The organism is Sulfurihydrogenibium sp. YO3AOP1 (assembly GCF_000020325.1).
In the GTDB taxonomy this organism is placed as follows: domain Bacteria; phylum Aquificota; class Aquificia; order Aquificales; family Hydrogenothermaceae; genus Sulfurihydrogenibium.
In genome coordinates this window covers 315,422-328,114 of record NC_010730.1, presented here as the reverse complement: position 1 = coordinate 328,114, position 12,693 = coordinate 315,422, and the positions used below count along the sequence as shown (strand labels likewise).

Below are 12,693 nucleotides of genomic sequence, written 5' to 3'. Positions count from 1 at the left end.
CTGCTAAGTCTTAAGACAGTTTTAAAACAAAAGTTCTCAAAAATTTGTGTTTGACATACTTTTAGGCGTGAGATAAACAAAGTCATAAAAAGAATACCATTCACCAATCATAAAGTGTTGTAAAAATTTTTGTAAGTTTACTTTTTTGTCTTCCTGAGGACTTTAGTCCGAAGAATTTCCACTTTTGATTTTTTAATTTGAAAAGAAAGACATGAGATTCTTCGTCGGCTGCAGGGTTACTATGTGGATTTTTGCAAGCATTCTCACATTAAAAGAAAAGATTTACAAGAATATAAACAAAAGTTAGATTACATACTAATGGACATAAACAAAAATATCAGAAAATAATTAAAAAATACAATTTCTCAAAATATAAACGTAATTTGACTAAGCACGAATCAGATTTCTTGTTATAATTTTAAAATTAAAATTATAAAGATAACGCTTTAACAAAATTTAAGGAGATGGTTCAGTGATAGGAAAAGTATTTGAGATTAAAAAACCGCTTATTTGCTACTTTATGGCAGGATATCCATCTGTTGAAGACAGTATCAAGACAGCAGAAGTTTTATTAGAAAATGGTGCCGATATTTTAGAAGTTGGATTTCCTTTTTCAGACCCGGTTGCTGATGGCATTACAATCCAAGCAGCCCACGAAAAAGCTGTAAAAGATGGTATTACACCGGTTAAAGTCTTTGAAATTACAAAAACTATAAAAGAAAGATTTCCGGACAAACCACTTATCGCAATGACATATTACAACCCAATTTTTAAAATGGGAGAAGAAAATTTTTGCAAGATAGCAAAAGAAAATGGTGTTGACGGATTGATCGTTCCAGATTTACCACCGGAAGAGGGAGAAAGCTTAAAAAAAATAGCAAATCAGTATGGATTATCTGTGATCTTTCTGCTTGCTCCAACATCACATGAAAAAAGGATTAAACTTGTTTCAAACATGAGTGATGATTTTATATATTACGTATCAATTACAGGAATTACAGGGGAAAGAGAAAGTTTGCCATGGCAAGAACTCAAAAACAAAGTAGAAGAGATTAAGAAAATGACAGATACAAAAATTGCTGTTGGATTTGGTGTTTCAAAGGGAGAACATGCTAAAATTATATCAAGTTTTGCAGATGGTGTTATAGTTGGAAGTGCGATAGTAAAATTACAAGGTAAAAAAGATTTTGAAGGATTAAAATCTTTGGTGAAGGAGCTACATGATAGCATTAGTTGATTATGGAATGGGTAATTTAAGAAGTGTAGAGAAAGCTCTTGAAAAAGTAGGGTTTAGTGTGCTGAGAACGTCAGGCCCTTCGGATTTAGACAAAGCAAGGGCAATAGTTGTTCCGGGTGTTGGAGCTTTTGGGGATGCGATTCATAACTTAGAAAAGCTTGGCTTGAAAGATAAAATAATTAAGCATATAGAAAATGGAAAACCTTACTTTGGTATATGCTTAGGATTACAAATACTATTTGAGTATGGCTATGAGTTTGGCTCTCATGAAGGACTTGGAGTTATAAAAGGTAGTGTAGTAAGATTTGATGATAAATTAAACATAAAAATACCGCATATGGGTTGGAATCAGATTTGGAAGAAAAAAGATTCAAAAATGTTTAAAGATATTGAAGATGGCTCTTATTTTTATTTTGTCCATTCATACTACGTTAAACCAGATGAAGAAGATATCATAGCAACTACAACAGATTATGGAATAGATTTCTGCTCAAGCATTGAAAAAAACAACATATGGGCAGTACAGTTCCATCCAGAAAAAAGTCAAACACTTGGTCTAAAACTTCTTGAAAATTTTAGAAAGTTTGTTTATGAAAGCGAAAAGTAAGGATGTTAAACTTAGATGAGATTTTATCTAAAAAATTACAGGAGATAAAACAAAAAAACAGATATAGAGCAAGACCAATATTAAATGAAAATGTTGTTAATTTCTCATCAAATGACTATTTAAGTCTAAGAGATAATCCAATTGCAAAGCAAAAGCTCATTCAAAATATTGATAAATTATCTCTTGGAAGTGGTGCATCTGTTTTAGTATCAGGATATCATTTAATTCAAAGAGAGCTTGAAAAATTTATCTCTGAATTTAAGCAAACAGAAGACTGTATAGTTGTTGGTAGTGGATATATGGCTAATGTTGGACTTATACAAGCCATTTCTGATGAAGAGGATATTATTTTTAGTGATGAATTAAATCATGCTTCAATCATAGATGGGATTAGAATCTCTAAGGCAAAAAAAATTATTTATAAACATTGTGATGTAGAAGATTTAGAAGAAAAGTTAAAAAAATATCACACAAAAGGAAAGAAGATAATCATTACGGACGGCGTTTTTAGTATGGAAGGAGATATTGCTCCGCTTGATAAAATCGTAGAGATTTCAAAAAAGTATGATGCTATTGTTATTGTTGATGATGCTCACGCAACCGGTGTAATTGGAGAAGAAGGAAGAGGAAGTCTTAATTATTTTAATTTAATGCCAGATAATAATATCATTCAAATAGGAACATTGTCTAAGGCTGTTGGTAGTTATGGAGCTTTTATTTGCGGAAGTAGGATTTTGATAGATTATCTTGTAAATACTATAAGGTCAGTTATATTTACAACAGGTTTATCTCCTATCCAAAACTTTATATCTCTTGAAAATTTTAAAATATTAGCAAAAGAGGATTTTAGAAGAAAAGAAGTTTTAGAAAAGTCTAAGTATTTGGCAAACTCCTTAAAAAATAAAGGGATAGATGTAAAGTTTTTTGGCACTCCTATAATCTCTTTGATAGTTGGAGAAGAAGAAAAAGCTTTAAAATTAAGAGATAAATTGTTAGAAAAAGGCTTTTTTGTTCAAGCAATAAGACCGCCAACAGTCCCAGAAGGAACTTCAAGACTTAGAATAACGATAAATTATAATCATTCTTATGAAGATATTGAAAGATTGTGTGAAGCTATAGCTGAGTTGTTAATGTGTGAAGGGGTGAGAAGTAAGTTATAATCTATTTTTTATTTTGCAAATGGTAAAAGTTTGATTAATAACTCAACAGCATCTTTGTTTATGAAAATTATCAAAAAGGCAAGAATCAAAAACATAATTGTAAATTTCTTGTCAAGTTTTAACACTTCTTTTTCAATTTTAGCTTCAAGCTCTGTTTTAACTAAGACTAAATCGGCCTTTGTAGCAAGTTCTTTCGTAAGCTCATCTTTAAGCTCAAGCTTTTTTTGATTTGCTAAACTTTCCGATTTTTTGTCTAATTCGTTATAAATCAGTTCAATAGTTTGTGCAATCTTTTTAGCCTCTTCTTTGCCTACTTTTTCCTCTAACTTTTCTAATAGCTCAAAATCTATAACATTTGCCATTTTAGAAACTCCAATTACCTAATCAAAAATCTTAACAATATTATAATATGTATCCCTCTGTGCAGGAGTAAAGCCGGCGTCTTTAATTTGTTTTGCCATTTTTTTCGGTCTTGGACTTGAAACTTTAAAGCCTGTAGAAGCTACTACATTTTCTTCAATCATAGTGCTTCCTAAATCATTTGCACCAAATCTTAAGCCGATTTGACCAACTTTCATTGTTTGAGTTACATGAGATGATTGAATGTTATCAAAATTATCAAGATAAATTCTTGCCAATGCTAAAACCTTTAAATACCACACAGAAGTAGCCGGTTCTAAATGGTCAAGTTGTGTATTACCTTTTTGAAAAGTCCATGGTATAAATGCGGTAAATCCACCTGTTTCATCTTGAAGCTGTCTAATATGGTTTAAATGTTCAATGATATGTTTTGGTTTTTCAACATGTCCAAACATCATTGTTGCCGTTGACCTCATTCCAAGTTCATGGGCTGTTCTATGGACTTCAAGCCATTGGGCTGTTGTAGTTTTATTTGAAGATATTAGCACTCTTACTTCATCAGATAAAATCTCTGCGCCACCACCTGGAAGAGACATTAATCCTGCCTCTTTTAATTTTATCAAAACATCCCTTATGCTCATTTTTTCAAGCTTAGCAAGATAATTTATCTCTGTAGCTGAAAGTGAATGAATTTGTATTTGCGGAAATTTTTCTTTTATTCTTGAAAATAACTCTATATAAAAATCAAGTCTTAAATCCGGATTTAAGCCACCTTGCATTAGCAAGGTAGTTCCACCCCAATCTATAAGCTCCTGAATTTTAGCAAATATCTCATCAAGCTCAAGGACATAAGCATCACTATCTGATTTTCTTCTTTGAAAAGCACAAAATTTACATCCTGCAACGCATACATTCGTATAATTTATATTTCTATCTATAACAAACGTAGCTATATTATCCGGATGTTTTTTTGCTCTAATATAATCAGCAAGCCTGCCAAGAGATAATAAATCAAAATTTTCAAGCATATATAATGCTTCTTCTGGCTCTAATCTTTCACCATTTAAAATCTTTCCTGCTAAATAAGATTGTTCTTTTATCAACTTGACACTCCTACTGTATTTTTTGGACTTCCTTCCATGAATGATTTTAAGTTATCAAGCGCAATATCTAATATTCTATAAAGTGCGTCTTTTGTGTTATAAGCGTTGTGTGGAGATACGATAACATTTTCAGAATGTAAAACATAAAATGTCTCTAATGCTTTTTTTAACTTTATTGCAGGAATATCATCTCTCTTTAGAAATTCTTCTTCGATCCAAACATCTTCTGCTTCAAATGTATCAAGACCTACACCACCTGCAAGCCTTCCTTCTTTAAGTGCTTGAACTATAGCTTCTATCTCAACTACAGGACCCCTTGAAGTGTTAATAAGTATAGCATCTAATTTCATAAGTTTAATGTTAAATCTGTTTATCAAATGATGTGTTGCCGGTGTGTATGGTACATGTAGAGTAACGATATCAGAACTTCTAAGCAAATCTTCAAGTCCTACATACTCAACGCCGTATTTTTCAATCAATTCATCATCTTTAGCTCTATCATATACAAGTATTTTCATTCCAAATCCATGTGCTATTCTTATTACATGCTTTCCAATCCTTCCAGCACCAATTACACCTATAGTTTTACCCATTAAGTCTATTCCTGTTAATCCATCTCTTGAAAATATACCTTTTGATGTTCTTTCTATCATGGGTTTAAATTTTCTTGCTAATGCAAGTATTAATGCAAATGTATACTCGGCAACTGTATTATTACCATATCCAGGAACATTACAAACAGTTATACCTTTTTTATTAGCATATTCAACATCTATATGATCATATCCTGTTGACCTTGTAATGATTAATTTTAAATTTTCCATCTTATCAATTACTTCTTTTGTTAGCTTAGAATATATAAATACAATAGCTACTTCTGTATCTTTGTAAAGGTCTACATTTGTATCATCAAGTGGCTCTTTTGTAAATTTAACACTTCCTTGAATTCCTAAGTCTTTTATTTTTTTCTCTAAGTACAATCTTTCCCAATCTTCCGTCTCAAAAAAATGGATGTTCATAACATATCCCTCCACTTGTTTAAATCTATTCTAACATAGAGATAAATATATTGGATATGATAATTAATTAAACTTGTATCTGTAAATACTAAAGAGTTTCAAATAGTTCTTTACAATCAATCCTTCATCTTCATATTAGTAAGTAAGTTTATAAAATAATGATATATTTACAAATTGTTTAAATCATATTTACAAATATATTTTTTTTACCGATATAATACTTGTATATAAAAGCTAACTATAAATTTTTTATTTTTCTTGTTTGAGTTTAAGGAGTTAATATATGAACATGAAAGGTCTTGGAATCATAGCCATAAAGCTTTTAACTGGCGATGGAGGTAAATTTTTTACACTTATAGTTGGTGTTAGCTTTGCTGTATTTCTGATGCTTCAAATGACATCTATGTTTTTTGGCGTAATAGCAAAATCTGGATCAACAATATACAATATAGACGCTGATATATGGGTAATGGACAAAAGCGTTGATAGTTCAAGAGATAATATTCCGTTACCAGATTATGTCCTTGATTATACAAGAAGTTTACCGGGTGTATTGTATGCTGCTCCTATATATTTTGGAGGTGGTAATGTAAAATTACCAAATGGAAAATATCAAGCTGTTAATATAGTAGGTCTTGACGATGTATCTCTAATGGGAAGACCTATTATGATAAAAGGGAATATTAATGATATATATTCAAGTTATGCCTTCATAGCTATAGCAGATCCTGACCTCAGAAAACTTGGGAATGTAAAAATAGGTTTTACTTTTGAAATAAATGACCACAAAGGTGTTATAGTAGGTTTTGCTAAAACTCCAATGTCTGGCCTTTTCGGAAGTCCAACACTTTACACTACATATACAAGAGCTATTGAGTATCTACCTACTACCAGATTTACAATATCGTATGTTCTTGTCAAACTTAAAGATAAAAGGTATATACCTGAGGTTAAAGAATCAATATCTAAGTTAGGTTACAAAGCTTTAACTTCTGAAGAATTCAACCAAATGAATGCAAAATATTATATGTTTAAGACAGGATTTGGTACAAACGTACTTATAATGACACTGGTAAGCTTTATAGTAGGTCTTTCTATCGCAGGTCAAACTTTTTATACCTTTGTATTAGAAAATTTAGAAAAATTTGGGGCATTAAAAGCTATAGGAGCTACTAAGAGAGAACTTATGTTTATTATTGTATCTCAAGCTGTTTTGGTTGGATTAATAGGATATGGCATTGGAGTACTTTTGGCTTCATTTTTTATAGCCTTTGGACATATAAGAATTCCAAACTATGCAGCAATGATTAGTTTTAAAAATATGGCAGCAGCATTTTTTATGGTGGTTTTTATAGTGGCTTTTGCAAGCTTTTTAGGAATCAGAAAAGTATTAAAAATAGAACCTTTTGATATATTTAGAGGATGAATAAAATGTCAAAAATAGCTATTAAAATCGAAAATATTACAAAATGTTTTGGCAGTGGAGATGCAAAAACCTGTGCAGTCAAAAATGTAAGTTTAGATATATACTATGGTGAGATATTATACATAGTTGGTCCAACTGGTTCTGGTAAAACAACGCTTTTAAGTTTAATATCTGGTGTTTTAAGACCAGATAGCGGAAAAGTAATATATTATGGTCTATCAAATGAAGATAAAAGCAAATATATAGATATATATTCCTTAGACACAGATTTCTTGGCAAGATTTAGATTAGACCACATAGGTTTTGTATTTCAAGATTACCATCTTTTCCCAAGGCTTACTGCGATGGAAAACGCAGCAATACCCCTAATACTAAAAGGTTTAGACTGGGATAAAGCCTTAGAGATTTCAAAAGAAAAGCTTAAAATGGCTCAGCTGCCAGAATCAAAATATTTGATTCCAGCTTACAAGATGTCAGGCGGTGAACAGCAAAGAGTAGCCATAGCAAGGGCTTTAGCTACAGATCCACCTATACTTGCCTTAGACGAGCCTACAGCTGCTTTGGACGGTGATACGGGAAAAAAAGTTATAAAATTGATAAAGGAAACTATGTTAAACGAAAACAGAACAATAATTGTTATAACTCATGATAACAGGATATTTGAAGATGCTATGAGAATAGTTTATATGGAAGATGGCATAATAAAAGACATTGTAAAAAATAAGCTTATTTAAAATGTGTTTTAAAAGTTTTTTAATAGCAGGAGGCAATATATGAAAGTCAAAATATTTGTAATCTTAGCTATACTTGGTGTTATAGCTGGTATCGTAAGTGCTTATATCTATGGACATACACAAAAACCACTTCCCCCAGTGTATATGACAAAAAATCCTTATAAAAATGGTGTTTATGCTAATGGTATTATAGAACCAGTGCAAGATAGTGGAGAAAGTATAAACGTTTATCCAGAGGTATCTGGAAAGGTTGTGAAAGTTTTTGTAAAATATGGTGAACATGTTCAAGAAGGGCAACCGTTATTTCAAATAGATGATACTGTTCAACAACAAACTGTAAAACAACTGTATCATCAAATGCAGGCAAACTATATAAAATACCAAGAGCTATTAAATGAACCAAGACCTGAAACGTTAGCGGTTGCAAAGGCTCAAGTGGATTACGCTAATGCTCAAGTACAATATGCAGAATCAAACTATCAAAAACTCTTAAAATCTTACGAGATAAACCCAAAATCTGTATCAAAACAAGATTTAGATAATGCAAAATATGCTCTTGAAGAAACAAAACAAAATTTAAAATTAGCTATGAAAAATTATGAATTAACAAAAGCTGGTGCGTGGAGCTATGATATAAATACCCAATATCAGATTTATAAATCTGATGAATATGCCTACAATAATGCCTTGGAGTTATTTAAAAAATATACAGTTAAGGCTCCTGTATCAGGTACAGTGTTGGAATTAAATGTAGCTAAAGGAGATTATGTATCTCCTCAGGGTGTTTATTATACTTATACAAGATCCTATATTACTCCAATAAGACTTGGACAAAGTTCCAACAATGAGCTTCAAGTTAAAGCTTTCATAGATGAGATACTTCTTACAAAGCTACCACCAATAAAAGAACTAAAAGCTGTTATGTTTATAAGAGGTACAAATATCTCAGTACCTCTAAAATTTATAGCAGTACAGCCTTATGTAACACCTAAGATAGAACTGTCAGGAGCGATTACTGAAAGAGTAGATGTAAGGGTTTTACCTGTTATATTTAGATTCGAGAAACCTCAGAATGTAAATCTCTACCCTGGACAATTGGTAGATATATATTTAGAGGGTAAATAACATGAAAAGAATGATCATTATCCTTATCCTTGGTATAAGCGGATTTATATTAAACTCTTGCTCTTTTTATGCAAAACCTACAGATGTATCTATTGAATATCCTAATTTATTTAAAGAAAAACTGGAAAATACAAATGCAAGTATAGATGTACAACATTGGTGGAAGAGTTTTAATGATGAAACCTTAAATTACTATGTAGATTTAGCTTTAAAAAATAATCCAAATTACCTTATAGCATTAAAAAATATAGAGCTATCAAAAGCATACGTTTTAGAAAATTCATCTGCCCTTTTCCCAAATTTTAACCTAAATGGTTCTGAAACAAGGCAAAAAGTTTCTCAAAGGACACCAAATGGAAGGTTTTTTAGTACGACACCTTATACTACATATAATCTTTCTGTTAGTGCTTCTTATGAAATAGACCTTTTTGCAAAAGCTCTAAACGCTTATAGATATTACAAAGAAAATGTAAAAATAACAGAGGCCCAGGCTAAAGCAATTAAAAATGCCCTTATAATGAATACTGTAAACAATTACTTTCAGATAATAGAAAATGGTCTATATATAGATATATTAGAAGAACAATTAAGAATAGCAAAAGAAAACTTAGAGATTTTAGAAACAAAGTATAAAGCTGGAGTAGTATCTTATCAGAACATAGATCAAGCTAAAATCTCAATACAAAGCTTAGAACAAACACTGCAAAGCTATAAAAATCAAAGAAGTATACTCATAAACGCATTTGCATATCTTTTGGGTAAATATCCAGAAGAATTTAAATTCTCCGCATCTGGAGACATACCAAAAGAGATTAAACTTCCAGAAGCTATTCCTTCAACAGTAATGACTGAAAGACCTGATATTCAAGAAGCTATATCTAATGTGATAGCAAACGATTATGAAAAGAAAATAGCATTGGCAAATTTTTTTCCGTCTTTTAATCTAACTGGTTCTTATGGATTCCAATCTAAACAATTAAGTAACTTAATAACTCAACCAAGTGTAGCATGGAATTTCGGATTAAATATAATAGAGCCCATATTAAACTGGAACAAAAATATAGGTAATTATAAAGCCTCAGAAATAGCTTTAGCTAAAAGTATAATAAACTACAGACAAACAGTATTAAATGCTTTTAGAGAAGTAGACGATGCCATATCTCAATATAAAACAGATAAACTCAATTATAAAAATTTAAAAATAATTTATCAAAATACTTATGATCAATATGAGATAGCTCTTGCAAACTATAAAGCAGGTATAATTCCTTATTCCATATTGTTAAATTATAAAACAAATCTATTAGATGCCAAAAAAAACCTTCTAAATCAGAGGCTAATTCTAATTCAAGATGTAACAGCCTTATATAATGTGCTTGGATATTAAAGCATAATAAAGAAGAGCTTTTTGTAAAATAATCGAGTTTATAAGCTGTTTATAACTTTTTTTGATAAATTCAGAAACGCATTAAAAATTTTTTTAAGAATTTTCAGCAAATCACTGCAAATATTTCACACACAATTTGAATACAATATGATATTATTTTTATCATGAAAGTTAGCGTTATTATTCCAGTTTATAATGGTGAAAAATATATAACTCAAGCGATATTATCTGCTCTTGGTCAAACGTTTAAAGATACGGAAATAATCATTGTTGATGATGCATCTACAGATAAAACTCCTAATATAATTCAAGAAAAATTTAAAAAAGAATTACAGACAGGAAAGATAAGATATTTTAGAAACCAATCAAATAAAGAAAGGTCTTATACAAGAAATAGAGGTTTTCAAGAGTCTAAGGGAGAATATATATTTTTCTTAGATTATGATGACTTGTGGGAGTCTGACTATATAGAAAATTCTATAAAAGAATTGAAAAACTTTGATATTGTGTACTCTTTTCCAAGGACTTTTATAGATGAAAATGAAAACATAAAAAGAGTTTCTAAAAAGAAAGTAGATGCTGATGCAGGAAAGGTTATCTTTTCAGGGAATATAGGATATCCGTCAGCATCAGGGTTTAAAAGAGATAAATTCTTAAAATTTAGAGAAGATTTAAGTTATAGGGAAGACTGGGAGCTTTTTTTAAGAAGCTATTTAAGTGGCTTAAAGATAAAGATTTTAGATAATAATAAAATCAAAATTAGAGAACATACAAATAGAACAAGTAAAAACAACATTGAAATGATGCTTTCCACATTAAAGCTGTATAAAGAATATAAAGATAGAATTCCAAAAGAATATAAAGAATTTTTTTATTTTCATGTAGGTGAAATGTGTTTAAGGTTTGGAAATCTTCCAACCGGCTGGCATCTTGTCCTTAAGTCTTTTAAAAATCCGGAAATCTTTAATAAAAGAAATATTATTAATCTTTTAAAATGGGGGTTTAGATTAGATAGGTTTATATCCTATCTCATTCACTAAACGTTATAGTTCTATATTTGTAAACTTCCAATAGACCGGTTTTCCAAAAATCAGCAGGTAGTCCGGCTTTTAAACACAGATGAGTAAGAAATTCCTCTTTTGATGGTAATTTTTCCCAGACTTCCGGCAAAAACGTTGCTGAAAAATTTTTATATTTAATTATCAACCCATCTTTAAAAGGCTCAATTTTAGATGGTAAATCTCTCCAATCTTCATATTCAACCTTTTCAGGATAGGTTAAAACAGAAACTTTAACTTTAATAAAATCAAGCTCGTTTGGAGATACTGGATTAAACCTTGGGTCTGAAACAGCGGCAGAAATGGCATTATGTATTACATCTTCATACAAAGGTCTATGTGGAATGATTGAACCAATGCAACCTCTCAAATCCCCATATTTAGTTTCTAAAGTCACAAAAGATGCACCAAGTTTTTTTAGATTATCATAAGGAATATCTTCAGGTCTAACCGGAAGCACCTTACGATATGTTAAGTAATACTCAATAGCTTTTCTTGCTAATTTAACTAAAAAATCGCCCTCTTCTTTACTTATAGAAGATATAACTTCCATACCCGACAACACTGCTATAATCTCCTCCTGTATCGCCTGATGTTTTATAATCAAGGATTTTAGATTTTAATCCATGTCTTTTTGCGTATTTTATCATTGCTTCAAGACCAATTTTTCCACATGCTTCACAGTTTTTAAGATAATTTTCATTTAATTCCAAAACCGCAAGATGGCAATATTTATCTATTTCTCTGGCTATATTATCCGGATAGTAATGACTTAAATCTGTACTTATAATTACTACTGTATCATTATCTTTGAAGTATTCTATAATATTCTCAACGATACTACTATCAATATCTCCATATACAAATGGTAAAATTTCAAAGTCCTTTAGTACAACTTGCAGAAATGGCACCTGAACCTCCAAGGAGTGTTCTCTTTGATGTGGAAGAGTATTTAATGTTAATGGAAAATCCGGATGTTCTTTTGAGAATTTTATAATCGCTTCTTTATTAACTTTTACTTTTCCAAGGGGGGTTTCCCAGTAATCATAAAATCCATAAGAAACTCCATTAAAATATACATGGTGGGATGGTCCTATCAGTAAAATTTTGTAATGTTTGCTTGGGTCAAGGTTTAAAAGCTGTTTATATGAAACTGCTGCAACAGGGCCAGAATAAATGTATCCTGCATGTGGAACTACGATTCCCTCAGGAATATAATCATACAAAGGTGCTTTATTCAAATAGTTTTTAATTGTATATAGAAGTCTTTCTTTATTCCCAGTATAAAACATATTCGCAACAGCTGGTTTTCTTACTGTTAGCATGACTAAATTCCTCATCATCATTTTTATATAAATTAAAGTTATGCTGAAATAAACTATTTTCAATAAAAAAGTCGGGTCTCGCGTTTCACTTTTTTTATTTTGCAGCCAAAAGAATCCCGTACTATTTCAAACTGAAAGTGTTCCAAAAATCC

Annotated in this window: 13 protein-coding genes; 8 read left to right on the top strand and 5 right to left on the bottom strand. The window is 30.7% G+C overall.

Annotated features, from left to right (window positions below; genetic code table 11):
• Positions 1 to 472 precede the first annotated feature (472 nt).
• The 3 genes from trpA to bioF are packed head-to-tail and all read left to right on the top strand — an operon-like array spanning position 473 to position 3,004.
• On the top strand, positions 473 to 1,237 hold the full coding sequence (trpA, locus tag SYO3AOP1_RS01655) for a tryptophan synthase subunit alpha (protein ID WP_012459051.1): 765 nt from the start codon (positions 473 to 475) through the stop codon (positions 1,235 to 1,237).
• Positions 1,221 to 1,844, top strand: coding sequence for an imidazole glycerol phosphate synthase subunit HisH (gene hisH / locus SYO3AOP1_RS01650; RefSeq protein ID WP_012459050.1), 624 nt, complete (start codon positions 1,221 to 1,223; stop codon positions 1,842 to 1,844). The genes trpA and hisH overlap by 17 nt, the downstream gene beginning before the upstream one ends.
• Positions 1,845 to 1,846: 2 nt before the next feature.
• Positions 1,847 to 3,004: an 8-amino-7-oxononanoate synthase gene (gene bioF, locus SYO3AOP1_RS01645; protein ID WP_012459049.1), complete on the top strand. Its 1,158-nt coding sequence runs from the start codon at positions 1,847 to 1,849 to the stop codon at positions 3,002 to 3,004.
• An 8-nt stretch (positions 3,005 to 3,012) separates the two neighbouring features.
• On the opposite strand, the gene SYO3AOP1_RS01640 is transcribed toward bioF, so the two are convergent.
• The 3 genes from SYO3AOP1_RS01640 to SYO3AOP1_RS01630 are packed head-to-tail and all read right to left on the bottom strand — an operon-like array spanning position 3,013 to position 5,486.
• The gene (locus tag SYO3AOP1_RS01640) at positions 3,013 to 3,366 is read right to left on the bottom strand and encodes a hypothetical protein (RefSeq protein WP_012459048.1); all 354 of its coding nucleotides are present in this window, start codon (positions 3,364 to 3,366) and stop codon (positions 3,013 to 3,015) included.
• Between the two features lie 18 nt (positions 3,367 to 3,384).
• Positions 3,385 to 4,467: a cyclic dehypoxanthinyl futalosine synthase gene (gene mqnC / locus SYO3AOP1_RS01635; protein ID WP_012459047.1), complete on the bottom strand. Its 1,083-nt coding sequence runs from the start codon at positions 4,465 to 4,467 to the stop codon at positions 3,385 to 3,387.
• The gene (locus SYO3AOP1_RS01630) at positions 4,464 to 5,486 is read right to left on the bottom strand and encodes a hydroxyacid dehydrogenase (protein WP_012459046.1); all 1,023 of its coding nucleotides are present in this window, start codon (positions 5,484 to 5,486) and stop codon (positions 4,464 to 4,466) included. Before SYO3AOP1_RS01630 ends, mqnC begins: the two co-directional genes overlap by 4 nt.
• 289 nt (positions 5,487 to 5,775) lie before the next feature.
• On the opposite strand from SYO3AOP1_RS01630, the gene SYO3AOP1_RS01625 reads away from it, so the two are divergent.
• From SYO3AOP1_RS01625 to SYO3AOP1_RS01605, 5 genes are all read left to right on the top strand, one after another.
• Positions 5,776 to 6,912, top strand: coding sequence for an FtsX-like permease family protein (locus SYO3AOP1_RS01625; RefSeq protein ID WP_041674665.1), 1,137 nt, complete (start codon positions 5,776 to 5,778; stop codon positions 6,910 to 6,912).
• A 5-nt stretch (positions 6,913 to 6,917) separates the two neighbouring features.
• Positions 6,918 to 7,646: an ABC transporter ATP-binding protein gene (locus SYO3AOP1_RS01620; RefSeq protein WP_012459044.1), complete on the top strand. Its 729-nt coding sequence runs from the start codon at positions 6,918 to 6,920 to the stop codon at positions 7,644 to 7,646.
• A gap of 39 nt (positions 7,647 to 7,685) precedes the next feature.
• Positions 7,686 to 8,771 (top strand): HlyD family secretion protein, encoded by a 1,086-nt coding sequence (locus tag SYO3AOP1_RS01615; RefSeq protein ID WP_012459043.1) that lies wholly within the window; start codon positions 7,686 to 7,688, stop codon positions 8,769 to 8,771.
• A gap of 1 nt (position 8,772) precedes the next feature.
• Complete coding sequence (locus tag SYO3AOP1_RS01610) at positions 8,773 to 10,158, top strand: efflux transporter outer membrane subunit (RefSeq protein WP_012459042.1); 1,386 nt, start codon at positions 8,773 to 8,775, stop codon at positions 10,156 to 10,158.
• Positions 10,159 to 10,322: 164 nt separating this feature from the next.
• Positions 10,323 to 11,198, top strand: coding sequence for a glycosyltransferase family 2 protein (locus SYO3AOP1_RS01605; protein WP_012459041.1), 876 nt, complete (start codon positions 10,323 to 10,325; stop codon positions 11,196 to 11,198).
• Here SYO3AOP1_RS01605 and amrA read toward each other — a convergent pair.
• Both amrA and amrB read right to left on the bottom strand, forming a co-directional pair.
• Entirely contained in the window at positions 11,188 to 11,769 is a 582-nt protein-coding gene (gene amrA / locus SYO3AOP1_RS01600) for an AmmeMemoRadiSam system protein A (RefSeq protein WP_041674500.1), read from the bottom strand. The two genes, SYO3AOP1_RS01605 and amrA, sit on opposite strands and share 11 nt — an antisense overlap.
• A complete protein-coding gene (amrB, locus tag SYO3AOP1_RS01595) occupies positions 11,744 to 12,541 on the bottom strand; it encodes an AmmeMemoRadiSam system protein B (protein ID WP_012459039.1) in 798 nt (265 codons plus the stop codon). The genes amrA and amrB overlap by 26 nt, the downstream gene beginning before the upstream one ends.
• Positions 12,542 to 12,693 lie beyond the last annotated feature (152 nt).